A 23,446-nucleotide genomic window follows, 5' to 3' on the forward strand; every position below is an offset into this window, starting at 1 on the left:
ACCACTTCCAAATACCCCCGAAATAACTTTGTGGTATAAAAAGAAGGCAATATGAGAAACATACTCGTTCCAACAGACCTGTCTATTCGTTCACTCGGAGTCATCCACAACGCAATAGCACATTTTGAAAAGGAACCACTAAGGGTAGTGCTCATGCATGCACTACACATGCCGGGGTCCATTCTGGATCTGATGATGCTTTCAAGACGTTCATCACATTACAAACTCGTTACCGAAGACTTTCGCGACGCCTGCGAAATACTCCGTAATAAATACGCTAGCAACATCCAGAAACTGGAAGTCACATTCATGCTCGGCAATACCGTCGCACTACTACGGAATCATCTCGACTTCCATGAGATAGATACCATCGTATGCCCCGAAGCAGACGACTATACACTGCCCAGCAAAGAGAGCTTTAATCCTGCTACGCTTATCAGAAAAAGCAAGCACGAAGTATTATACCTGCCCGTCAAGAAAAGAGAGCAGGTATTCCCAACGGCAACACTGTCTGAACTGTTCCTCGCAAACACTTGAAGAGCATTCAGCCTTAACTGATAGGCAAGCAGCACAATGGTTCATTATTAAATCGGACAATTATGCTTTTAAAGAAAAATATTCCCCTGAAATACGTTTTCGGGAAGATCAAATACGAAATACTGCTTGTCACCATATACACCTTAACGATCACCATTCTATACGATCGTTTCAAGCTGACAGATATCTCCATCCCATTGTCTGTTCCAATGATCATGGGTACCGTACTGTCACTGCTGCTGGCCTTCCGCTCCAACCAGGCTTACGATCGCTGGTGGGAAGCCCGCACCATCTGGGGGGCCATCGTGAACGACTCACGTTCCCTGTCCAGGCAAATACTGTCCTTTATGGATAATGCCTACCAGACAGAAGAAATCGTGCACTTCAGAGAGAAAATGGTGAAAAGACAGATCGCTTGGTGCCACAGCCTCAGCAAATCACTCAGGCACGAAGATGCCACAGAAGGCATCGATCACCTGATATCAAAAAGGGAAATAAACTTTATCTCCCGCTATAATAACAAACCAATGGCCCTCCTCGAACTGCATGCAAGAGACATCGCCTTCGCATTGCAACAGGAATGGATCAACCCGTATCAACAAGTAGAGCTGGATAAAACATTAAGCCGCCTCTGCGACGCCATGGGTAAGTGCGAAAGGATCAAGAACACCGTATTCCCGGCTACTTACAGCCTTTACCTGCACTTCGCCATGCACTTCTTCCTGCTGATGCTGCCATTCGCCCTCATCGAATACTTCGGGCTCATGGAAGTACCACTGGTAATGGCCATCGCCGCCTCTTTCCTCCTGATAGAAAAAATGGCGATCCACCTGCAGGACCCGTTCGAGAACAAACCAACAGACACGCCTATGACCGCCATCTCGCGCAACATAGAACGTGACCTGAAACAAATGCTCAACGATCACCAATTACCCGAGTACGCGGACAATCACAAATATTATGTACTGTAAGCAGCGCCGGAAGGGAAGCGGTTTACCAGCCGGTCCGCTGCCAGTACATAGCCAGAGTAGCAACTGGTTGACTAAAAGAAAGGAATAGCTAAGTGAGACAGGAAAAAAAGAAAGGTTGTGGCGTAGCACCACAACCTTTTCTTATTTATACCATTACAAACCGCGTACTATAAACGCAGCTTCAGATTTGTTAACATATCCGCCGTCATCTTCGACAAATCATACTCCGGCTTCCACCCCCAATCAAGACGCGCCTGCTCATCATCCATACTCGCAGGCCAGCCATCCGCAATCTGCTGACGGTAATCCGGCTCATAACTGATACCAAAAGATGGAAGATGCGCCTTGATCTCCGCCGCAATCTCCTTCGGCGAAAAACTCATCGCACTCACATTATACGCAGACCGAACCGTAATCCGCTCCGCCGGAGCCTCCATCAACTCGATCGTCGCCCGTATCGCATCCGGCATATACATCATCGGCAAATAAGTATCCTCCGATAAAAAACATTTATAATTCCCTTCCTCCAACGCCTCATGGAAAATCTCCACCGCATAATCCGTAGTACCACCACCAGGCGCAGATTTATAACTGATCAATCCCGGATAACGCAAACTCCGAACATCCACTCCATAACGATGATTATAATACTCACACCAACGCTCACCCGCAAACTTACTGATACCATAAATCGTCGTCGGCTCTATAATCGTATGCTGAGGCGTCTCATCCTTCGGCGAATTAGGCCCGAATACCGCAATGGAACTCGGCCAATACACCTTGTCCAACCCCTCCTCCTTCGCTATATCCAGCACATTCAGCAAACTTTGCATGTTAATATGCCAGGCCAGCAAAGGATTCTTCTCGCCCGTAGCAGACAGAATAGCCGCCAGCAAATAGATCTGCGTAATATTATGCCGGATCACCAGCACATGCAGCATCTCCTTGTTCATCACATCCAACGATACATATGGCCCCGACCCCTTCAATAACTCATGCTCTTCCCGCAGATCAGAGGCGATCACATTCGCATCTCCGTATATTTTTCTCAAAGCCAGTGTGAGCTCCACGCCTATCTGTCCGCAGGCGCCAATAACCAGGATCTTGTCTTTCTTCATGTTGTAACCTATTGAGGGCCAAATTTAATTTGATTGCGTAATATTAAAGGCTTTACAGCTAACTATAGCTATCACCCGATTTCCCATGACAATGCCATAACAATATCTCCTCCCCCCTTCCTACTTTCTTTATAATGGATTACAATATTATGACAAATACCCGATACAGCACGCCCCCCACCTCCTTTCCATACACAGGTCCCTGCTAATTTTCGTACCTTTGCTTTTTCAAAATTCAAGCGCTTAAATACTATGAAACAGCTGAAGACATTATTCAAAGAACAATATAATCCTGATAACTTTTTCCTGATAGCAGGTCCCTGCGTAATAGAAGAAGAATCACTACTCACACACATCGCAGAAAAAGTCTCCGCTATCTGTAAGCGTTTGTCTATCCCATATATCTTCAAAGCCTCCTACCGCAAAGCCAACCGCACCAGCATACACTCCTTCACCGGCGTTGGCGACGTAGAAGGCCTGGAACTACTGCAAAAAACAGGTAAAGCTTTCAACTTACCCGTTACCACCGATATCCACTCCGCCGCCGAAGCCGCCATGGCAGCCGCATACGCCGACGTCCTCCAAATACCTGCTTTCCTCTGCCGCCAGACAGACATCCTCCTCGCCGCCGCCGAAACAGGGAAAGTAGTCAACGTCAAAAAAGGACAGTTCGTAAGCGGAGAAGCCATGAAATTTGCCGTGGAAAAGATCCACCAAGCCGGTAATAACCAGGTCATGCTCACAGAAAGAGGCACCACCTTCGGCTACCAGGACCTCGTAGTAGACTACCGCAATATCCCCATCATGAAACACCATGGTGTACCCGTGATCATGGACTGCACCCACTCCCTGCAACAACCCAATCAAAGCAGCGGCGTAACAGGCGGTAATCCACAACTCATCAGCACCATCGCCAAAGCAGCAATCGCCACCGGCGCAGATGGCCTCTTCATCGAAACACATCCCGATCCGGCCAACGCTAAATCCGATGGCGCAAATATGCTGCACCTCGACCTCCTCGAAGAATTACTCGAACAACTCGTACGTATCCGCGAAGCCGTGCACGTGAAATAAAAAAGCCACCAGCATCGCTGGATATTCTGGTATTTTTTATTATATTCATGCAACACTAAATCTATTCTCAACTATGATTAGTTTACACGACTTGAAAGTAGGTGATACAGTGATAGTGGATAATGAAGGCACCAGGATGGAAGGAGAAGTGGTAGAAATAAACCACGAGGATAAACAAATTTGCGTAGCTACCGGCGAACAGGAATTCTGGTACAGCCTCGACAAACTGTACTCCATCCCGCTGGACGAAGAGCAACTGCTTAAACTGAAATTCCAGAAAGACACAACCGCCGACAATGGCAGCGCCACCTACATCAGAGGCCCGTTCGCCGTCAAGTTGTACTATCAGGGAGGGCAGTCCATGACCCTGCTCAGCTATCGCGACGAATACCGGGATATTAAAGGTGAACTCACCGTCAACCAACTACAGAACCACTACCATGGTATGACCAATTTTCACCTGGAATAATCCCAACACCCACTCGCAAACTATTGTTGTTAATATAAGGGGCCGCTATCGTTGCGGCTCTTTTTGTTTCCACTTGATATTACACCCCAGGCTCGGCTTCTGCAACGGACTGATCTCCTCATGCCCCAGCAACGCATCCAACGCCGCCCGCAGATCCTTCCCATTCAACGGCTGATCATTTCCCGGACGCGCATCATCCAGCTGCCCCCGGTACACCAGCCGAAGGTCCCCATCATACAGAAAATAATCCGGCGTACACGCCGCCTGATACGCAGCCGCCACCTCCTGCGTCTCATCATACAAATAAGGAAACGGATACCCCTGCTCCAATGCATTCGCCTTCATCTCATCAGGCCCATCCTGCGGATACTGCACCGCATCATTCGAACTGATCGCTATAAAATCAATACCCTTGGACATATAATCCCGCGCTAACCGCACCAACTCCCCGTTCACATAACGCACAAACGGACAATGATTACAGATGAACAAAATTACCGTACCTGCCACAGCAGGCCGCGCAGATAAAGTGATCTCCTCACCGGAAACAACATCCAGCAGCGTAAAATCAGGTGCAGGAGCCCCAAGGGGCACCATATGGGAAGGAGTACGGGCCATCGTGAATAATGTTAAGTGTGGTGTATAGCAGGACTGTAAATGTAAGAAAAATAAAATTGACCCTCCGCCAGCCGGTACCAGCCAATAGCCGTAACAGCTATAGCATCCCCTACAGCAATACAACAATAAAAACAGTCAGTAACTAAAGATAACGCAGCGGGTTGCGACGGGCATTCAACATGTAATGTTTCATATTCACCCAGAAAGCCAGGATCATATAAATGATGAGCGGAGAACCCATCGTAATAAAAGACACATAAATAAAAAATAACCGGATACGGGACGTAGCTACACCCAGCTTGTTACCGATAGCGGCACAAACACCGAAAGCCTGCCACTCCACAAAATCTTTTAAGCGGTTCATATCCCAAATTTACATTATTCGGCCCAAAAAACAAATGTCAGGGCAATAGTCCCCCTAACGGTATGCTTACACGTTCGTCAGTGTTAATATTTACAAAAAATGTACCATTTGCCGCCAGATCTAGCGCAAATCGACCGGAGTTATTTTAAAAACTTCCTGATTTTAGTTAATTTCGCGGTGCATTTTTTAATTGGTCTAAATTATTTATTTCCCATGGTGTTTGATATTGACATGATCAAAAAAGTGTATGCGGCACTCCCGGGTAAGGTGGAAGCTACCCGTAAAATGTTAGGTCGTCCGCTGACACTGTCAGAAAAAATTTTATACGCGCACCTGTTCTCCAGTACTTCTTCCCCCTACGAAAGAGGGAAGTCTTACGTAGAATTCGCTCCGGATCGCGTAGCCATGCAGGACGCTACCGCTCAGATGGCGCTGCTGCAATTTATGACTTGCGGACGCGATCAGGTGGCCGTGCCTTCTACCGTTCACTGTGATCACCTGATCCAGGCCAAAGTAGGCGCAGAACAAGATCTGGCCACTGCAATAGACACCAATAAAGAAGTTTACGATTTCCTTTCCTCTATATCCAACAAATACGGCATCGGTTTCTGGAAGCCCGGCGCTGGTATCATCCACCAGGTAGTACTCGAAAACTACGCATTCCCTGGTGGTATGATGATCGGTACCGACTCCCACACCCCTAACGCCGGCGGTCTCGGTATGATCGCCATCGGCGTAGGTGGCGCCGACGCCGTAGACGTAATGGCAGGACTCCCCTGGGAACTCAAAATGCCTAAACTCATCGGTGTAAAACTCACCGGTAAAATGAACGGATGGACCTCCGCCAAAGACGTAATCCTCCAGGTAGCAGGTATCCTCACCGTAAAAGGTGGTACCGGCTGCATCGTCGAATACTTCGGTGAAGGCGCCGATAGCCTCAGCGCTACCGGTAAAGGAACCATCTGTAACATGGGTGCCGAAATCGGCGCTACCTGCTCCCTCTTCGCCTACGATAACAAAATGGCAGACTACCTCAAAGGTACCAGCCGCGCTGAAGTAGCCGAACTCGCAGATGGCGTTAGAGAACACCTCCGCCCCGATGAAGAAGTATACACAGATCCTTCCAAATACTACGACCAGGTAATCGAAATCAACCTCGACGAACTCGAACCACACGTAAACGGTCCGTTCACTCCGGACCTCGCTTGGCCTATCTCCAAATTCGCCCAGGCAGTAAAAGAAAACAACTGGCCCGAAAAACTGGAAGTAGCCCTCATCGGCTCCTGTACCAACTCCTCCTACGAAGATATCACCCGCTCCGCATCCCTGGCAAAACAAGCCATCGACAAAAACCTGGACGTGAAATCCGAATTCACCATCACCCCAGGTTCAGAGCTCGTACGCTTCACCATCGAAAGAGACGGCCTCCTCAACACCTTCGACCAGATCGGCGGCGTTGTACTGGCTAACGCCTGCGGACCTTGCATCGGTCAATGGGCCCGTCATATCGATGACCCTACCCGCAAAAACTCTATCATCACCTCCTTCAACCGTAACTTCGCAAAACGTAACGACGGCCTGGCATCTACCCACGCTTTCGTTGCCTCCCCGGAGATCGTAACCGCACTGGCCATCGCCGGCGACCTCACCTTCAACCCCCTCACCGATAAGCTGAAGAACAGAGACGGACAGGAAGTTATGCTCGATGAACCTACCGGCTACGAAATGCCCCCCAAAGGCTTCGAAGTAGACGATCCGGGTTATCAGGCCCCCGCTGCCGATGGTAGCGGCGTACAAGTGATCGTATCCCCCACCAGCGACCGCCTCCAGCTCCTGGAAGCTTTCAAAGCCTGGGAAGGTACCGACATCAAAGGCCTCAAACTGCTCATCAAAGCAAAAGGTAAATGTACCACCGACCACATCTCTATGGCCGGCCCATGGCTCAAATACCGCGGTCACCTCGACAACATCTCCAACAACATGCTGATCGGTGCCGTCAACGCTTTTAACGATAAAACAGATACCGTTAAGAATGAACTCACCGGCGAATATGGCCCCGTTCCTGCCACCCAACGTGCTTACAAAGCCGCAGGAATAGGCTCCATCGTAGTCGGCGACGAAAACTATGGAGAAGGTTCCAGCCGCGAACACGCCGCCATGGAACCCCGCCACCTCGGCGTAAGGGCCATCCTCGTGAAATCATTCGCCCGTATCCACGAAACCAACCTGAAAAAGCAAGGTATGCTCGCCCTCACCTTCGCCGACAAGGAAGATTACGAAAAGATCCAGGAAGACGATACCTTCGACATCCTCGGCCTCACCACCTTCGCTCCCGGTAAACCACTCACCGTGGCAATCCACCACAAAGATGGCAGCCAGGACGAAATCATCGTAAACCACACCTACAATGAACAACAAATCGAATGGTTCAAAGCAGGTGGCGCACTCAACGTGATCCGCGCTGAATTCGCAAAAGCTAAAGCTTAATGCCAGACAACGGCAATCAAATAACACAACCGGGCAGGCCTCCCTGCCCGGTTTTTTAATGCTACCATACCCATTATCTTACATGAACAACCATTCCAACTTACAACCCTGCTGGCAACAACTAACCGCTCGATACACCGCCGATCAGCACTTCTCCAACACCACCTTCCAGGATATCATCCGCCACTACAGCGAACCCCATCGCCAATACCACACCCTGTCACATATCTCCCGCCTCCTCCAACTCACACAACAATACCAACACCTCATCGCTGACCCCGACACCCTCACCTTCGCCGTCTTCTTCCATGACCTCATCTACGATATACAACGCACCGACAACGAAGCCCTGAGCGCCGCCGCCGCCATCCGCTTCCTCCACTGCATCCGCTACCCCGAAACCCTCATGCAGAAAACCGCCGCCTTCATCAACGCCACCAAATCACATATCAACGACACCAACAACCCGGATCTCGATCTCTTCCTCGATATCGATCTCAGTATCCTCGGCGAACATCCCGATACCTACCGCCACTATACCTCGCAAATACGCCACGAATACGCCGCCTACCCCGATGAAACATATAGCAAAGGCAGAAAAAAGATACTACAACACCTGCTCGATCATCCCACCATCTATAAAACACCCACCTTCCGGCAGACACACGAATCCCAGGCTCGTATTAACATACAAACCGAATTGTCCTCCTTGTAACAATAAAAATCAGCTAAAACAAAGGCTTCTTTAAAGCAAAACGCCGTACCAGACTGACACGGAAATTCCCAGTGCCAAAAGCTTGCATACCCAACGGTATAGGCATCTCACTATTCGTTACAATATCCACATAGTGAATACCGGCAAAGTATTTACTGGAATTATACCCGATAGAAGCGCGTATAGTACGGTTCACCTGCAAACCAACACCGCCCTTCTTACTACCGTCGTCAAATCGTAAAGTGGTATAATTACCGCCTAAACCGCCCGACAATGACAGCGTAACAAAAAAATGCTGCTTATACACAAATGTATAAGCATATCCCAGGTTGGCAGCCAGACTGAAAATTCCCGTCCGGTCATAATGAACCCCCTTCAGAAAATCAGGCTTACTCAGGTTATACGGAATAAACGAACTATCCCCTTTAATACGAATACCAAAAATATCCCCTCCCAATAAGAAAGAACCGGCACTCTTCTTCTGATACTCATTCTGCAGATAAGCCGCCCGGTAAGAGAATCGCTTATGGTTGAAGATATACTGCGCCGTAAGCCCCAGGTTCAGATTATAAAGGTCCGGCCGCTGCGGAAACCCGTCCGACGGCACATAATCGGCAAGCGTACCCTTGGGATTAGCAACATAATACCCTTTATAATATTGCCCGTAAAAATCAATTACCAGCTTCCGCAGGTACAAATGCGACTGCAGATCCAGGTATTTCGTATTCCCGTACTTATCCCGGTCCCGGTTGATAAAAGGTAGGTTAAATCCCAGGTTCACCCCGATAAATTTATAGTTTACCCCTACTCCCACATTGAAATTACTGTTAGGCCGGTACAGGATCTCATCCTTCCGGCGACGGTGCACAATATCATAATAAGTGTATTTCCTGGACCCGAATAACCGGATCGTAAGATCCTCCGTATGATCCTCGATATAATTACTGTCATTCTCCGTCTGCAACCACTGCTGCACACGTTTCACAAACGACTCCCGCTGTGCATGCACACCGCCGGAAATACATACAAGGGTTAACAATAATACTGCGCATCTCTTCATCATAGACAATTGATCTCGGTTGTACAATAATAGTGTTCACTGTTCATCTGCGAAGCAAATAAACTGGCAAAGGTCTGTAGCGCCTCATTATTTAGGGAGTTCTATTACTTCCAGTTGCTGGATATTACCATCCTGTAGTTCAAATCTTAACAGCGTCTTTACTTTATGCCATCCTTGCTGTCCGCAGGCGCCGGGGTTCATATGTAACAAATGCAATGCCGGATCAGGTACCACCTTGAGAATATGAGAATGACCGCAGATAAACAGTTTCGGCCGGTGCTCCAGCAATTGCTCCTTTACACCGGGGGCATATTTCCCCGGATAACCTCCGATATGTGTCATATAGACCCCTACCCCCTCCAACTCAAAATGAAGATGCAAAGGATAGCGCGCACGGATATCCGCACCGTCTATATTACCATACACCGCACGAAAAGGTTTGAATCGCTCCAACTCCTCCGCCAACGCCACCGTACCTATATCCCCTCCATGCCAGATCTCATCCACCTTATCAAAATATTGGAATATCTGCGGATGCAGATAACTATGCGTATCCGATAACAACCCTATTTTTTTCAATAGCATTCAGTTTTAGCAGTGATCAGCCTCAATAGCAGTGTTTAACGGCCCGCAAATTATTAGAAAAAAACAAATCGCTTTTATATTAATTTAATTGCCCTTAATGAAATGACATGCAGACACCCATAGATACAACCGCCCGGCTGCTGATCTGCTGCCCCGATAAACCTGGTATCGTTGCAGGCGTATCCCGCTTCCTGTTCGAACTTGGTGCCAATATACTCGATGCCAGCCAGCACAGCACAGATCCTAAAGAAGGGCTCTTTTTTATGCGTATGGAATGCAGCCTCAGCGCAGCAGATATCACCCCGCAACAACTCGAACAACAGTTCCAGCAACAAGTAGCAACCCCGCTCCAAATGGAATGGCATATCAACTACTCCCTCTACCGAAAAAGAATGGCCATCATGGTATCCCGCTACGACCACTGCCTCGTCGAACTGCTCTGGCGCTGGCGCAATGGCGAACTACCGGTAGACATCCCCCTCGTCATCTCCAATCACAACGACCTCCAAAAGATCACCGAAGATTTCGGCATCCCCTTCTGCCACCTGCCCGTCGATCCCGCCAACAAACCAGCACAGGAAGATGCCGCTATCCGCCTCCTCCAGTCCTGCCAGACAGACTTTATCGTCCTCGCCAGGTACATGCAGATACTCTCCCCCAACTTCGTCCGCACTTTCCCCGAACGCATCATCAACATACACCACTCCTTCCTCCCCGCATTCGCAGGCGCCAGACCCTATCAGCATGCCTACGACAGAGGCGTAAAACTGATAGGCGCCACCGCACACTATGTCACCGACGAACTAGACGAAGGTCCCATCATCGAACAGGACGTCGCCCGCGTTACTCATAAACAAGGAGTGGAAGACCTCGTACTCTTAGGGAGAGATATCGAAAGACAAGTACTTACCAGAGCAGTAAAAGCTCATATCGATGATCGCGTCATCATTCATGGCAACAAAACAATCGTATTCTGATCACCTGTAAAAGAAAATGGCTTGCGTCCAATGAAAACATCGAACGCAAGCCATAAATAACACGAAAAGACTCCCTTCACTATGTAGTCTCCTTCTTAATAAATTTAACGAATACCTTCCCCGTATCACCCGTCCATCTCCGCATTCTTACGCTTTTTAAAGGTGCCCACCTGCCACTGGCCATTGTCGTCGAAGTACTCTTTGAACATAGGCGCATAAAGAATTATCCCCAATACATTACTGCATCGTACAACAGCGATGCACCCAGTTTAGCCGTACGGTTATCCACATCCAAGCCGGGGTTCAACTCCGCTATATCAATGGAAATGACCTTACCGCTTTGCAACAGCTCCCGGTACAAACGCAGGAAAACACCGCCGGGCGCAATCCCATTAAAGGCAGTCGCACTTACCCCCGGTACACTGGCCGCAGCAAAAGCATCCAGGTCAATGGTAAGATATGCATAAGCAACCGCTGACAGAAACCGGTTCAGCGCTTCCGATAAGACCCCGTACTCCTGGTAATGAAAAAGATCGGCTGGCAATACCGTTACCCCGAAGGCCGCAGCCGTGTCAAACAACCGGCGGGTATTACTATGCTGCTGTATCCCCATCGCGAGATAATGAAAAGCCTGTTGCCCACCCTTCGCCTCCGTCGCCAGTTGCCAGAAACCAGTACCGGAACTCACCCCCTCCGTACCTGGCTGACGCAGGTCGAAATGAGCATCCACATTTACTAATCCCAGCTCGTTTCCACTTTCCACACGCGCCAGGTGATCCTGTATACCTCGCACATGGCCATACGTAATTTCATGCCCACCACCCAACAAAAGAGGACGATAACCCGCCGCTAATATACTTTCCACCGCTTTGCCCAACATAGCCTGCGCTGTCTCCAGGTCCTGCTCCTTACAGATAATATCACCGGCATCCAGTAATAAAGTACCGGCAGTAAAATGCACCGGAAAACCCGCACAAGCCTTCCGTAAAGCAACCGGCCCTTGTACCGCTCCCACACGGCCCTTATTCCGCCGTACCCCTTCATCACAGGCAAATCCCAGTAATACAATCCCCCGTTGTGTATCCGCCAGCTTGGGCAAAGGAGCCATCGTAAGATCTACCAGCTGTATCCGCTGATGCCATCGCTGCACATCCTCCTCAGGTCCATCCACCCTGCCCGCCCACACATCCGTTGTCGTCGGTTTGTAAAAGTCTGCTGTAAACATAAGTAGCGCTAATTATTTGACAGGTTGACCGTTTTTCCACACCATATGTGGCTTTAGCTTACCCTGGTAGTAAAGAATATCCCGGTGATCAGCACAAGGATATGCCTGCATATCCGCTACATAACCGGCTGCCAGCACTCCCCGGTCCCTCAGCTGCAAAGCAGGTGCGGCCCGGTAGGTCAGCGCTGCCAATACCTCCGCTGTAGACAATTTCTCCGCCGCACTCATCACCGCAGCCTGCATCAACAGGTCTCCCATAGGCGCCGAACCGGGGTTCCAGTCGCTGGCAATCACCACACTCGCACCAGCATCCAGCAGCTTACGCGCAGGCGCATAGGCCATCCCCAAGCCCAGCGATGCGCCGGGCAATACCACCGCCGCAATATCCGCATTACCCAGTAAAGCGATCTCCTGCGGCCCGCTGGCTTCCAAATGATCAGCAGACAACGCACCCGCAGCCACCGCCACAGCCGAGCCACCGGCACTAAACTGATCCGCATGCACCGTCGATACAAACCCCATCTGCCGCGCACGTAACAGAAAGTCCTGCGCCAACGCCGGCGAAAAGGCCGTCTCCTCAATAAATATATCTACCCGGTGCGTAAGCTGTTCCTGCTGTATCAAGGGCAACAATTCCCCTATCACCCAGTCCAGGTAAGCCTGCTCACTACCGTCAAAATCCTTCGCTTTCATATGCGCTGCCAGGCAGGTAGGTATCAGCGTCGCAGGCGTATGCGCCGCCGCCTTACGTATAGCCCGTAGCATATTGATCTCCCCCTCCAGGTTCAGCCCATACCCACTCTTGACCTCTATCGTCGTCACCCCCTCCTGCAAATGCCGGTTAGCCCTCGCCACCGTATTACCCGCCAACGTATGCACATCAGCCGTACGTGTCTTGGTCACACTATCCCATATCCCGCCACCACTACGCGCGATCTCCAGGTAACTCTTGCCAGCAATACGCATAGCGTAATCCCGGCTGCGACTACCGTCAAAACAAATGTGCGTATGACAATCAATAAACCCCGGAAGCAATACCGCCGGCTTATCCAGGAAATGCACCTCCGCATCCGGATAATCTGTACGCAGCTGCTGGAAATCACCTACTGCCACGATCAACTCCCCCGAAGTAACAATGCCGGCCTGTCCGATCACCGTCAACTGCTCATCCGGAATAGCTCCCTTCAACGGCATCCCCTCCAATGGTAATAACTGTGAAAATGGTCCTGTTAGTAACATAGCTGGTATTTATAAAACAAGACAGCAGACCTAGGTCTGCTGTCGTCAAAATGATTACTTAAATACGGATACCAAAACGGTCTCCCCATTCCTCCGCTTTCTCATAACCGGCATCTGCATGACGGAAAATACCCATAGCAGGGTCATTGAACAATACCCGGCGCAAACACGCCGCTGCCCGGTCCGTACCGTCCGCCAGCACCACCATACCGGCATGCTGTGAATAACCCATACCAACACCACCACCGTGATGGAAAGACACCCACGTCGCCCCACCGGCAGTATTAGACATCAGGTTTAATAACGTCCAGTCAGATACCGCATCAGAACCGTCCTTCATCGCTTCCGTCTCCCGGTTAGGCGATGCCACAGAACCACAGTCCAAATGGTCACGCCCGATCACAATAGGTGCCTTCACCTTACCCGTTCTCACCAACTCGTTAAATATCAGACCGGCTTTTTCCCTTTCACCTAAGCCCAGCCAGCAGATACGGGCAGGTAATCCCTGGAAGGCTACCCGATCCTGCGCCTTCTGCAACCAGTTGATCAGGGCCGTATTCTCCGGAAAAGCTTCCATCAACGCACGGTCTGTAGTATAAATATCCTCAGGATCACCGGATAATGCTACCCAACGGAACGGTCCCTTACCTTCACAGAACAATGGCCGGATATAGGCTGGCGTAAACCCGGGGAAGTTAAAGGCATTACGCTCCCCGCCCTCTTTGGCAAACTCACGGAGGTTATTACCGTAATCAAAAGTAATAGCCCCATGCTCCTGCAATGCCAGCATATATTTCACATGACGCGCCATACTCTTCAACGATGCCGCCTTATATGCTGCCGCATCACGCCCGCGCAAAGCAGTAGCTTCCGCCAGCGTCATACCGTGAGGAATATAACCGTTGATAGGATCATGCGCAGATGTCTGATCCGTCAGGATATCAGGAATGATATTGTCACGTAACAGTCGCTCCAGCAGATCACCGGCATCACTCACCAAACCAATGGAAATCGCCTCCCCTTTCTCTTTCGCTTCCATCACCCACTGTATCGCTTCCTCGTAAGAATGCGTCATCCGGTCAATATATTTCGTGTCCAGCCTTTTCTGTATCCTCGCCGGATCTACATCCGCACCAAGGAAAGTAGCGCCGGCCATCGTAGCAGCCAGCGGCTGAGCACCGCCCATACCGCCGATACCCGCCGTCACCAGCAACTTACCCTTCAGGTCACCATTGAAATGCTGACGCCCACATTCTACAAAGGTCTCATAAGTACCTTGCAAAATACCTTGCGTACCTATGTATATCCAGCTCCCAGCCGTCATCTGCCCATACATCATCAATCCCTTACTCCGTAATTCGTTGAAATGTTCCCAGGTAGCCCACTTAGGTACCAGGTTACTGTTAGCCAGCAACACACGGGGAGCCTGCGGATGCGTACGTACCACCCCTACCGGCTTACCCGACTGCACCAGCAAAGAATGATCTTCATCCAATGTCAGCAATTGCTCAATGATCTTACCCAATGCCTCCCGGTTACGGGCTGCCTGTCCGATCCCCCCATACACTACCAACTCATCAGGATTTTCCGCTACCTCCGCATCTAGGTTGTTGAGCAGCATACGTAATGGCGCTTCCGTCTGCCAGCTGCGGGCATGCAATTGTGCACCGCGGGGCGCCTTATAATGAGGATGCGCAGCATATTGCTTAATAAAGTCCGAACTGGTCATGATATATTCCGTTTAATGATAAATGATGTTGTGTAGCAGCTTCATTAGCCGTATGTACAAAAGAACCGTCCGCAATAATGCGGTGCAATGCATGAATATCATTGGCAAACACCCGGTCCTTATCAGCAAAACTTACATGCTGACGGGCAAAAGTGTGACAGGCCTCCAATACGGCGCCAGACTGCAACGGACGACGGAAATCCACCGCCTGCGCAGCATACAGTAACTCAATGGCCAGTATATACTCCAGGTTATCTATCACCTGGTGCAACTTACGCCCGCTGATAGAACCCATAGATACGTGATCCTCCTGACCCAGTGAAGTAGGTACACTGTCCGCACTGGCAGGAAAACAAAGCGTCTTATTCTCCGTCACCAGCGCCGCCGTAGTATACTGCGGTATCATAAACCCGGAGTTCAACCCCGCATCCGCTATCAGTAACTTAGGCAGACCATAACGTCCCTCCAGCATCATATAACAACGGCGGTCAGAAATATTACCCAGTTCCGCCGCCGCTATCGTAGCATAATCCAAGGGTAATGCCATCGGCTGCCCATGGAAATTACCACCACTGATAGTATCCTCCGCGCCAAAGATGATAGGATTATCCGTCACCGCATTGAGCTCTATAGTCGTCAGCTCCATCAGGTGCTGCCAGGCCGTACGCGAAGCGCCATGCACCTGCGGCATACAACGCAAAGAATAAGGATCCTGTACGCGGCCGCAATCCACATGTGCCGCCATAATACCCGATCCATCCAGCAACGTCTTTAAACGGTGCGCCACCAGCTGGTTGCCGGGAAATGGACGTATAGCATGCAAACGGGGATCAAAGGGTTTGGAGGTGCCCATCAGCCCCTCTAACGACAACGCACCTACCAGGTCCGCCGCCTCCAACGCATTATGCAAACGGGACACAGCCTTGGTCGCGAACGCCAGGATAAACTGCGTACCGTTGATCAATGCCAACCCTTCCTTAGGCCCTAATACCACCGTATCCAAACCTGCAGATTGTAATGCAGCAGCAGCCGGCACTACCTTACCCGCATACCATACCTGTCCCAACCCTATCAGGGGCAGAAACAAATGCGATAGTGGCGCCAGGTCACCGGAAGCCCCTACAGATCCCTTCTCCGGTACCAACGGGATCATGTCGTTATCAATATGCCAGATAATACGTTCCAGCGTCGACAACGCCACACCGGAATACCCCTGCGCCAACGCATGCACCTTCGTGATCAGCATCAGCTTGGCGATCTCCTGCGGAATAGACTGCCCCACCCCGACACTATGGCTCTGAAGAATGTTATACTGCAACGCACGCGTGTCCTCCTCCGATATTTTGGTGTCGCACAATGGACCAAAACCGGTATTAATGCCATACACCGTACGGTGCTGCGATACAATGGTCTGAACATAACGATGACTGGTATTGACCTTATCAGCCACTTCCGGGGCCAATATGCCTTGCAGTTTACCTGCGGCGAGATCTATCGCCTTTCCTACCGTCAGCTGATCAATACCATACCTGAAATTGCGATTCATGATTGTGATGGTGATGAGTGAAAATGATCGGATGCTATACCAGGCAATTGCTCCAGAATACGGGCAGACAACGCTTGTTGCTGTACCGCACGCTCCAGCTGCGCAACGCCTTCTAAAATTTGCTTACTTTGTTTTCCAGCCGCCGCCAGCGACTCCATAGCCACATTGATCGCCTCCCACACAGGCTGCACCTCCCGCAACAACTCCTCCCCCTTACGGGTCAGCAATACAAGCTGCCGACGCCCATCATCCGGACAAGGCCCCGTCTTTACCAGCCCCTTCCGCTTTAAATTAGCCACCAGCTGACTCACCGCCGAATGAGATACCTCCAGCTGATCCGCTATGTCCACCAAGGGCATCGGCTGCGCTTTCGATAATAAATAGAATACCGGGAACCAACTGGCATCAAACGCAATACCCGCCTGCTCATACACCTTATTCACCTCCATAAGGAAATACTCACTCAAACGCCGCAAACGACTGCCGAAAACCAGATAACCCAAGGATGGATAAAAAGACATACACCTGGAATTTTAATATTAATTGTATAAGCACTTATATATTTAAGCAGGTAAAAAGTGCCACATAGACGCCTTTATACAAAATATATAAGCACTTACATATTTGAATACAATAATAAGGAATTTTTCAATTCCTTATTATGCGCAATCCTGCTTATTTCTTTCTTACATCAAACCAAACCGGGTTCTTGTTATCCACATCCCCGTTGTAATTGATACTAAGTTCTTCTCCCTTGCTAATGTCCCGGCGGGTAATAATACTCATCGTATCCGCATCAAAGTCCATCTCATACTCACAATTAGGATCATAAGCATGGTTGTAAATGGAACAGTAACCCAACGCAACACAGGAACGGGTCTCACGTACACCCCACAGGAAAATGTAATTGTGCAGCTTCGTTTTGTCCACGATCTCTGTGTCGTCATAAGACAGTACGATTACCGGAGATATCTCAATACGTGTTCCGGCAGGGATTCTTTCTTTGGTGAAAACACCTCTTCCCTTCCCTTTCGTCTTGTCAATGTATAAGTATGGTTTTATCATAAATCTTTAAACTGAAATAAGAAGCCGTAAAATAAAGGTAAAGCAGGAAGTTATCAAAATCATGTTGAAAATTTTTAGGTTTGCGGCTGGATACAAACACCGGCCGGTAGCCGGTCGTAAACAGCCTTACTTTACTTATGATCAACTACAACCCAAAAGACTGGTTCACCTTTATATTCCGCCTGCATAAAGCAGATACCGTCCGGAAGCTCTTTCCCATGTTCATCGCATTGGCTGCTTACTCCGCACTCATCGCTATATTGGAACTCGAAGTCTTTAAACTGTCGCAAAACAGCGATCTCAAGAATATTTCCCTGATGCATGGCCTCCTGGGCTTCGTCATCTCCCTACTCCTGGTATTCAGGACCAACACCGCCTACGATCGCTGGTGGGAAGGACGCAAACAATGGGGCGCACTCGTAAACAATAGCCGTAACCTCTCCCTCAAACTGGACGCTATCCTGCCTGCTACCAACACAACCGACAGGATCTTCTTCCGTTTTATGATCCCCAACTACGCCTTCAGCCTTAAAAATCACCTCCGCACAACCTTTATCCCCGAAGAACTGGAAAATACAGATCAATACCTCCCGGATAGCAGCCGGCACGTCCCTAACCAGATAGCTGGCCAGATGATGAAAAAGATACAGGAACTCTATCGCCAGGGCCAGATCAGTGGCGACCAGCTCATTACCATCAATGCCGAATTGCAGTCCTTCACCGATATCTGCGGCGCCTGCGAAAGGATCCGCAATACCCCCATCCCTTTCTCCTACAGCGTCTTTCTTAAAAAATTCATCTTCTTCTACATCATGACACTCCCATTAGGATACGTATTCAGCGTCGGATACCTCATTATCCCCATGATAGTGTTCATATTCTTCGTACTGGCAAGTCTCGAACTGATCGCCGAAGAAATTGAAGATCCTTTCGGCAGCGATGCCAACGACCTACCCACAGATACGATATGCATCAATATCCGTAAACATGTAGGCGAAATATTATAAGCCGCGCACAACCCACAACCTTTTTATCTTATTTTCGCTCACTGAGAGACTACCGGATTATGGAAAATGAAGTTTTACTGGAACGGTTCGAAGCGCTTGTCGCAGAGCATAGCTACGCAGAGTTACGGGTGTACCTGGATGATCAACTCATCACGGACATTACAGAACTCCTGCACGAACTACCCGAACAAGCCGGTATCATTATCAATCATCTCTCCATAGGTCGCGCAGCCGCAGCCTTCCGTATCCTCGACTTCCATGCCCAGGAAGATGTCATCCGCGAACTGCCAGCCACCAAAGTAGCCGAACTGCTCAATGAACTGCCCGCAGATGACCGCGCCGCATTCCTCGGCGAACTACCCAACGAAGCCGTAAAAGAACTCATCAAACTACTCGATCCCGAAGAAAGAAAGATCACCCTATCCCTCCTCGGATACCGGGAAACCAGCGTCGGCCGTATCATGACGCCGGAATATATCGCCGTACAGGAAGACTGGACCGTAAAACATGTACTCGAACATATCCGCGAACATGGCAAAGACAGCGAAACCATCGACGTGATATACGTCGTCGATGAAAAAGGGACCCTGCTCGACGACTTCCGTATCAGAGAATTCCTCCTCGTAGCCCAGGATACCGTCGTTCATACCCTCATGGACGACCGCTTCGTATCCCTCCATGTCAACGACGACCAGGAAGAAGCCATACAGATATTCCGGATGGAAAACCGTGTCGCCCTTCCCGTAGTCGACGATAACGGCCTCCTGCTGGGTATCGTGACCATCGATGATATGTTGTGGATCGCTAACGAAGAACATACCGAAGACATCCAAAAGATAGGGGGTACCGAAGCACTCGACGAACCCTATCTCGACATGCCACTGCTCAAACTGGTTAAAAAACGTATAGGCTGGCTGATCGTACTATTCATCGGCGAAATGCTCACCGCCACCGCCATGGGTTTTTTCGAAGACGAAATAGCCAAAGCCGTAGTACTCGCCCTCTTCGTACCGCTTATTATCTCCAGCGGTGGTAATAGCGGCTCCCAGGCCTCTACCCTCATCATCCAGGCCATGGCATTAGGCGAGATCTCCATCAGCGACTGGTGGCGCGTCATGCGCCGTGAACTGCTGTCAGGTATTATGCTTGGCAGCGTACTGGGCCTCATCGGCTTCATGCGTATCGTCATCTGGAACCGCCTCTTTCACACCTATGGCGAACATACCGTCCTCATCGGATCGACCGTAGGTATCTCCCTTATCGGTGTAGTATTGTGGGGAACCCTATCCGGCTCTATGCTCCCCCTCCTGCTTAAAAAACTGGGAGCTGACCCAGCTACCTCCTCCGCCCCCTTTGTCGCTACACTCGTAGACGTAACCGGCCTGTTGATCTACTTCTCCGTCGCCTATACCCTCATGCAAGGCATTTTGCTCTGACCGGTTCACAAAAAATAATGCCCGGAAGCAACCAGCTTCCAGGCATATATCAACTCCCTTCCGGGATTACATACCCTGCCTAATAATGACTAACCTGCACCTTCGTCGATTTCCGTCCCCTCTGAACAATAAAGAGATAACCAAATTCCTGATCACCGATCGAATCGATCTGCACCCTCGCCCGCAAAGCGTATAGGATAGGAAGTAAGGTATTACTATGTCCTACCACCAATAGCCGCTTCCCCCAGTCATCCCTCCTGGATATCTCATATATCAGCGACTCCCCGGTTGTATCAGCCCGGTAATAAGCAGTATCCAGGTGCAACCGCAACCGTAACGAATCTGCCGTTTGCACCGCCCGCCGGTAAGGAGTAGTATATATCTTCTGTATACCGGAATCCTTCAGCAACCGATACAGCCGGCCCGCCCGCAATAACCCCTCCGGCGTCAATGTAGAGTCCCTGCCGGGATACTTCTCCGCATGCCGCACCAGGAACACCGTCCCCGTCAGGAATGTCGTATCTTCCACGAGCGGCACCGTTTCCCGCCCGCTGGGCGCAGGCTGACAACCGTATATCAAAAGAAATATAATAACAAAGTAACGCATCGTATTTTAGCCAATAATAAATAACAGCAACATACAACAAAATCCCGCATCATGATGAAAAAGTGGGCAATAGCCGCTCCTGTTCTATTCCTGACCTTCAATAGCTATAGTCAACAACTGTCCGTGGAAAAGATCATGCGCGACCCGAAATGGATAGGCACATCCCCCTCCGGCGCCACCTGGAGCACTGACAGCAAAACAATCTACTTTAACTGGAACCCAGAACAGGCACTGGCAGATTCCCTTTATGCCATCAATATCAAAGACAAAACACCCCGCAAAGTACCGGCGCCTTCCACCGGCTGGCAAAAAGCCATCACCTTCGCCGTCTATAATACTGCCCGTAACCGCATCGTATTCGCCTATAACGGAGACATATATACTCAGACAATACCCGGTGGCAAAATAGTCCGTATTACACAGACAACTACCACAGAAAGCGCACCGGCTTTCAGCTTCCACGACCAGCAGATCATTTACCGCCAGGGACAAGACCTCTACGCCTGGGATATCGCAACAGGTAGCACTTCCCAGCTCACCGCCTTTACAAAGGGTAAAGCCCCCGCTACACCCAAACTCAATATCCAGGAACAATGGCTCAAAGACCGCGAACTGGAAATCATGGATGTATTGAAAGAAAAAAAAGAACAAAAGGACGCTGCCACTGCCTTCAATAAATTACATAAAGAGAAATCCCTCCGGAATATTTATACCGATGATAAAACCGTAAGCAATGTAGATATCAGCCCCGATGGCCGCTTTGTTACATATCGCCTGTTTAAATCAGCAGGAGAACGTCGTAATACCATCGTGCCGGAATTCGTAAACGAAAGTGGATATACTACAGACATTCAGGCCCGCACCAATGTTGGTACGCCCAGCGGCACCTACGAGAGCTTTGTCTTCGATCGGGAAAAAGATACCGTACTACCGATCCATACCAATAACTTGCCCGGGATCACTACACCACCTGCATTTTTACAGGATTATAAAAAAGATACCGCCAGGCCCGCACCTCGCCCCGTGATCGTCAACGGCCCCTACTGGAACGAACCAGGTACGCAGGCCCTGGTAGATGTGCGCTCATTGGATAACAAAGATCGCTGGATTATGCTCCTGCTACCGGCAACCGGCACCCTCAGCCTCATCGACCACCAACATGACGACGCCTGGATAAGCGGCCCGGGTATCGGCTGGACCCAGGGAGATGGCGCTATCGGCTGGCTAAATGATCAAACTTGCTGGTACCAGTCCGAAGCCACCGGCTACAGCCACCTATATAGCCGCCATATCAATGAATCTACAGCTAAAGCACTTACAGCAGGACGTTTTGAAGTGCAGGACGTCTATCTTACACACGATAAGAAATTCTTTTACATCGTCACCAACGAAGTACATCCGGGCGAAAAACAGCTCTACCGGCTGCCTGCAACCGGTGGTAAAAGAGAAAAGATCACCACCCAGGAAGGCGCACATGAAGTAACTATATCCCCGGACGAACAGTGGGTAGCCTATCGCTACTCCTCCTCCAACCAGCCCTGGGAACTATTCCTGCAACCGCTGAAAGCGGGCGCTTCCCCCATACAACTCACCAGCAAAGGCCGCTCCGATGAATTCAATGCCTACCCATGGCGTAAAGCAGAAGTCATCACCTTTTCGGCCAGAGATGGCGAGCAGGTATATGCCCGCCTCTATCGCCCCAATGCAGCTACCAAAAATGGCGCTGCCGTCATCTTCGTTCACGGCGCCGGCTACCTGCAAAATGCACACAAATGGTGGAGCCAGTACTTCCGGGAATATATGTTCCACAATCTCCTCGCCGACAAAGGATATACCGTACTCGATATAGACTACCGTGCCAGTGCCGGCTATGGCCGTAATTGGCGTACCGGCATTTACCGCTATATGGGAGACAAAGACCTGACCGATCAACTGGATGGCGCCAGCTATCTCACCACACAAATGGGAGTTGATCCCAAACGTATCGGTATATACGGCGGTAGCTATGGCGGCTTTATCACCCTCATGGCCATGTTTACGCAACCGGATGCATTCGCCGCAGGAGCCGCCCTCCGTTCCGTCACAGACTGGGCACACTACAACCATGGATATACCAGCAATATCCTGAACGAACCATTCACCGATAGCATCGCCTATCGCAGGTCCTCTCCCATCTATCACGCCGCCGGCCTCAAAGGACATCTCCTCATGTGCCACGGCATGGTGGATACCAACGTCCATTTCCAGGATATCGTACGGCTCACCCAGCGCCTCATAGAACTGGGAAAAGACAACTGGGAACTGGCCGTATACCCCGTCGAAGACCACGGATTCATCACCCCTTCCTCCTGGACAGATGAATACAAACGTATCCTCAAACTCTTCGACAATACCCTGATTAAAAAGTAATTATCACACATATACCCGGCCCTTACTTTCCACATTTTTGCAAACCGGGAAGTAAGGGTCTTCCCCGATTCACACCGTGTCGCTTGCACACTTATATTAATCTTTTATTACCTCCTTTGCGTATTTAGCTGAAAAACAATATACTTGCATTCATTTTCCGGCTACTCCACTTGTGACAAACCAGTCAGGCACATTATTTGCAAAATGC

The 23,446-nt window shown here is 49.9% G+C and carries 22 protein-coding genes; 10 read left to right on the forward strand and 12 right to left on the reverse strand.

Annotation, left to right across the window (positions count from 1 at the left end; all coding sequences use genetic code 11):
* Positions 1–51 precede the first annotated feature (51 nt).
* Complete coding sequence (locus KTO58_RS16745; RefSeq protein ID WP_095838270.1) at positions 52–537, forward strand: putative universal stress family protein; 486 nt, start codon at positions 52–54, stop codon at positions 535–537.
* A 62-nt stretch (positions 538–599) separates the two neighbouring features.
* The gene (locus KTO58_RS16750) at positions 600–1,508 is read left to right on the forward strand and encodes a bestrophin family protein (RefSeq protein ID WP_095838269.1); all 909 of its coding nucleotides are present in this window, start codon (positions 600–602) and stop codon (positions 1,506–1,508) included.
* 167 nt (positions 1,509–1,675) lie between these two features.
* Here KTO58_RS16750 and KTO58_RS16755 read toward each other — a convergent pair whose 3' ends face one another.
* Positions 1,676–2,626 (reverse strand): NAD-dependent epimerase/dehydratase family protein, encoded by a 951-nt coding sequence (locus KTO58_RS16755; RefSeq protein ID WP_095838268.1) that lies wholly within the window; start codon positions 2,624–2,626, stop codon positions 1,676–1,678.
* Between the two features lie 252 nt (positions 2,627–2,878).
* On the opposite strand from KTO58_RS16755, the gene kdsA reads away from it, so the two are divergent.
* Complete coding sequence (kdsA, locus tag KTO58_RS16760) at positions 2,879–3,700, forward strand: 3-deoxy-8-phosphooctulonate synthase (RefSeq protein WP_095838267.1); 822 nt, start codon at positions 2,879–2,881, stop codon at positions 3,698–3,700.
* Between the two features lie 73 nt (positions 3,701–3,773).
* The gene (locus KTO58_RS16765) at positions 3,774–4,169 is read left to right on the forward strand and encodes a KOW domain-containing RNA-binding protein (RefSeq protein ID WP_095838266.1); all 396 of its coding nucleotides are present in this window, start codon (positions 3,774–3,776) and stop codon (positions 4,167–4,169) included.
* Positions 4,170–4,214: 45 nt separating this feature from the next.
* On the opposite strand, the gene KTO58_RS16770 is transcribed toward KTO58_RS16765, so the two are convergent.
* Together KTO58_RS16770 and KTO58_RS16775 are read right to left on the reverse strand one after the other, a co-directional pair.
* Positions 4,215–4,787, reverse strand: coding sequence for a thioredoxin family protein (locus KTO58_RS16770; RefSeq protein ID WP_095838265.1), 573 nt, complete (start codon positions 4,785–4,787; stop codon positions 4,215–4,217).
* Positions 4,788–4,929: 142 nt separating this feature from the next.
* Complete coding sequence (locus KTO58_RS16775; protein ID WP_095838264.1) at positions 4,930–5,151, reverse strand: PspC domain-containing protein; 222 nt, start codon at positions 5,149–5,151, stop codon at positions 4,930–4,932.
* A 213-nt stretch (positions 5,152–5,364) separates the two neighbouring features.
* Between KTO58_RS16775 and KTO58_RS16780 the strand changes: the two genes are divergently transcribed.
* On the forward strand, positions 5,365–7,638 hold the full coding sequence (locus KTO58_RS16780; RefSeq protein WP_225859797.1) for an aconitate hydratase: 2,274 nt from the start codon (positions 5,365–5,367) through the stop codon (positions 7,636–7,638).
* A gap of 82 nt (positions 7,639–7,720) precedes the next feature.
* Entirely contained in the window at positions 7,721–8,353 is a 633-nt protein-coding gene (locus tag KTO58_RS16785; protein WP_095838262.1) for an HD domain-containing protein, read from the forward strand.
* A 13-nt stretch (positions 8,354–8,366) separates the two neighbouring features.
* Here the strand turns inward: KTO58_RS16785 and KTO58_RS16790 are convergent, their stop codons facing one another.
* Entirely contained in the window at positions 8,367–9,416 is a 1,050-nt protein-coding gene (locus tag KTO58_RS16790) for a DUF4421 domain-containing protein (protein ID WP_095838261.1), read from the reverse strand.
* An 84-nt stretch (positions 9,417–9,500) separates the two neighbouring features.
* On the reverse strand, positions 9,501–9,998 hold the full coding sequence (locus tag KTO58_RS16795; protein ID WP_255408045.1) for a metallophosphoesterase family protein: 498 nt from the start codon (positions 9,996–9,998) through the stop codon (positions 9,501–9,503).
* Between the two features lie 107 nt (positions 9,999–10,105).
* On the opposite strand from KTO58_RS16795, the gene purU reads away from it, so the two are divergent.
* A complete protein-coding gene (gene purU / locus KTO58_RS16800; protein WP_095838260.1) occupies positions 10,106–10,975 on the forward strand; it encodes a formyltetrahydrofolate deformylase in 870 nt (289 codons plus the stop codon).
* Positions 10,976–11,198: 223 nt separating this feature from the next.
* Here the strand turns inward: purU and hutG are convergent, their stop codons facing one another.
* The 6 genes from hutG to KTO58_RS16830 all read right to left on the reverse strand — a co-directional run bounded on the left by hutG (position 11,199) and on the right by KTO58_RS16830 (position 17,779).
* Positions 11,199–12,200 carry a formimidoylglutamase gene (gene hutG / locus KTO58_RS16805; protein ID WP_095838259.1) on the reverse strand — a complete coding sequence of 334 codons (1,002 nt, stop codon included), beginning with the start codon at positions 12,198–12,200 and terminating at the stop codon, positions 11,199–11,201.
* Positions 12,201–12,212: 12 nt separating this feature from the next.
* Positions 12,213–13,439, reverse strand: coding sequence for an imidazolonepropionase (gene hutI, locus KTO58_RS16810; protein WP_095838258.1), 1,227 nt, complete (start codon positions 13,437–13,439; stop codon positions 12,213–12,215).
* A 58-nt stretch (positions 13,440–13,497) separates the two neighbouring features.
* Positions 13,498–15,168 (reverse strand): urocanate hydratase, encoded by a 1,671-nt coding sequence (hutU, locus tag KTO58_RS16815; RefSeq protein ID WP_095838257.1) that lies wholly within the window; start codon positions 15,166–15,168, stop codon positions 13,498–13,500.
* Positions 15,146–16,714, reverse strand: coding sequence for a histidine ammonia-lyase (gene hutH / locus KTO58_RS16820; RefSeq protein ID WP_095838256.1), 1,569 nt, complete (start codon positions 16,712–16,714; stop codon positions 15,146–15,148). The genes hutU and hutH overlap by 23 nt, the downstream gene beginning before the upstream one ends.
* On the reverse strand, positions 16,711–17,235 hold the full coding sequence (locus tag KTO58_RS16825) for a MarR family winged helix-turn-helix transcriptional regulator (RefSeq protein ID WP_095838255.1): 525 nt from the start codon (positions 17,233–17,235) through the stop codon (positions 16,711–16,713). The genes hutH and KTO58_RS16825 overlap by 4 nt, the downstream gene beginning before the upstream one ends.
* A gap of 154 nt (positions 17,236–17,389) precedes the next feature.
* Positions 17,390–17,779: an SET domain-containing protein gene (locus tag KTO58_RS16830; RefSeq protein ID WP_095838254.1), complete on the reverse strand. Its 390-nt coding sequence runs from the start codon at positions 17,777–17,779 to the stop codon at positions 17,390–17,392.
* A gap of 137 nt (positions 17,780–17,916) precedes the next feature.
* Here KTO58_RS16830 and KTO58_RS16835 point away from each other — a divergent pair, with 137 nt between their 5' ends.
* A complete protein-coding gene (locus KTO58_RS16835) occupies positions 17,917–18,786 on the forward strand; it encodes a bestrophin family protein (protein ID WP_095838253.1) in 870 nt (289 codons plus the stop codon).
* 59 nt (positions 18,787–18,845) lie between these two features.
* Positions 18,846–20,222 carry a magnesium transporter gene (mgtE, locus tag KTO58_RS16840; protein WP_225859798.1) on the forward strand — a complete coding sequence of 459 codons (1,377 nt, stop codon included), beginning with the start codon at positions 18,846–18,848 and terminating at the stop codon, positions 20,220–20,222.
* 79 nt (positions 20,223–20,301) lie between these two features.
* On the opposite strand, the gene KTO58_RS16845 is transcribed toward mgtE, so the two are convergent.
* A complete protein-coding gene (locus KTO58_RS16845; protein ID WP_157752895.1) occupies positions 20,302–20,751 on the reverse strand; it encodes a SixA phosphatase family protein in 450 nt (149 codons plus the stop codon).
* Positions 20,752–20,880: 129 nt separating this feature from the next.
* Between KTO58_RS16845 and KTO58_RS16850 the strand changes: the two genes are divergently transcribed.
* Positions 20,881–23,238, forward strand: a complete 2,358-nt coding sequence (locus KTO58_RS16850) for a prolyl oligopeptidase family serine peptidase (protein WP_198315212.1) — start codon at positions 20,881–20,883, stop codon at positions 23,236–23,238.
* The last annotated feature ends 208 nt before the right edge of the window (positions 23,239–23,446 follow it).

This window comes from Chitinophaga pendula (assembly GCF_020386615.1).
In the GTDB taxonomy this organism is placed as follows: Bacteria; Bacteroidota; Bacteroidia; order Chitinophagales; family Chitinophagaceae; genus Chitinophaga; species Chitinophaga pendula.

Coding starts and splice junctions, on each gene's coding strand:
- KTO58_RS16835 (WP_095838253.1), top strand. CDS start 17,917: ATGATCAACTACAACCCAAAAGACTGGTTCACCTTTATATTCCGCCTG.
- KTO58_RS16830 (WP_095838254.1), bottom strand. CDS start 17,779: ATGATAAAACCATACTTATACATTGACAAGACGAAAGGGAAGGGAAGA.
- KTO58_RS16750 (WP_095838269.1), top strand. CDS start 600: ATGCTTTTAAAGAAAAATATTCCCCTGAAATACGTTTTCGGGAAGATC.
- kdsA (WP_095838267.1), top strand. CDS start 2,879: ATGAAACAGCTGAAGACATTATTCAAAGAACAATATAATCCTGATAAC.
- mgtE (WP_225859798.1), top strand. CDS start 18,846: ATGGAAAATGAAGTTTTACTGGAACGGTTCGAAGCGCTTGTCGCAGAG.
- KTO58_RS16770 (WP_095838265.1), bottom strand. CDS start 4,787: ATGGCCCGTACTCCTTCCCATATGGTGCCCCTTGGGGCTCCTGCACCT.
- hutH (WP_095838256.1), bottom strand. CDS start 16,714: ATGAATCGCAATTTCAGGTATGGTATTGATCAGCTGACGGTAGGAAAG.
- KTO58_RS16780 (WP_225859797.1), top strand. CDS start 5,365: ATGGTGTTTGATATTGACATGATCAAAAAAGTGTATGCGGCACTCCCG.
- KTO58_RS16755 (WP_095838268.1), bottom strand. CDS start 2,626: ATGAAGAAAGACAAGATCCTGGTTATTGGCGCCTGCGGACAGATAGGC.
- KTO58_RS16765 (WP_095838266.1), top strand. CDS start 3,774: ATGATTAGTTTACACGACTTGAAAGTAGGTGATACAGTGATAGTGGAT.
- KTO58_RS16745 (WP_095838270.1), top strand. CDS start 52: ATGAGAAACATACTCGTTCCAACAGACCTGTCTATTCGTTCACTCGGA.
- KTO58_RS16775 (WP_095838264.1), bottom strand. CDS start 5,151: ATGAACCGCTTAAAAGATTTTGTGGAGTGGCAGGCTTTCGGTGTTTGT.
- hutI (WP_095838258.1), bottom strand. CDS start 13,439: ATGTTACTAACAGGACCATTTTCACAGTTATTACCATTGGAGGGGATG.
- KTO58_RS16795 (WP_255408045.1), bottom strand. CDS start 9,998: ATGCTATTGAAAAAAATAGGGTTGTTATCGGATACGCATAGTTATCTG.
- KTO58_RS16790 (WP_095838261.1), bottom strand. CDS start 9,416: ATGATGAAGAGATGCGCAGTATTATTGTTAACCCTTGTATGTATTTCC.
- hutG (WP_095838259.1), bottom strand. CDS start 12,200: ATGTTTACAGCAGACTTTTACAAACCGACGACAACGGATGTGTGGGCG.
- KTO58_RS16850 (WP_198315212.1), top strand. CDS start 20,881: ATGATGAAAAAGTGGGCAATAGCCGCTCCTGTTCTATTCCTGACCTTC.
- KTO58_RS16825 (WP_095838255.1), bottom strand. CDS start 17,235: ATGTCTTTTTATCCATCCTTGGGTTATCTGGTTTTCGGCAGTCGTTTG.
- KTO58_RS16785 (WP_095838262.1), top strand. CDS start 7,721: ATGAACAACCATTCCAACTTACAACCCTGCTGGCAACAACTAACCGCT.
- hutU (WP_095838257.1), bottom strand. CDS start 15,168: ATGACCAGTTCGGACTTTATTAAGCAATATGCTGCGCATCCTCATTAT.
- purU (WP_095838260.1), top strand. CDS start 10,106: ATGCAGACACCCATAGATACAACCGCCCGGCTGCTGATCTGCTGCCCC.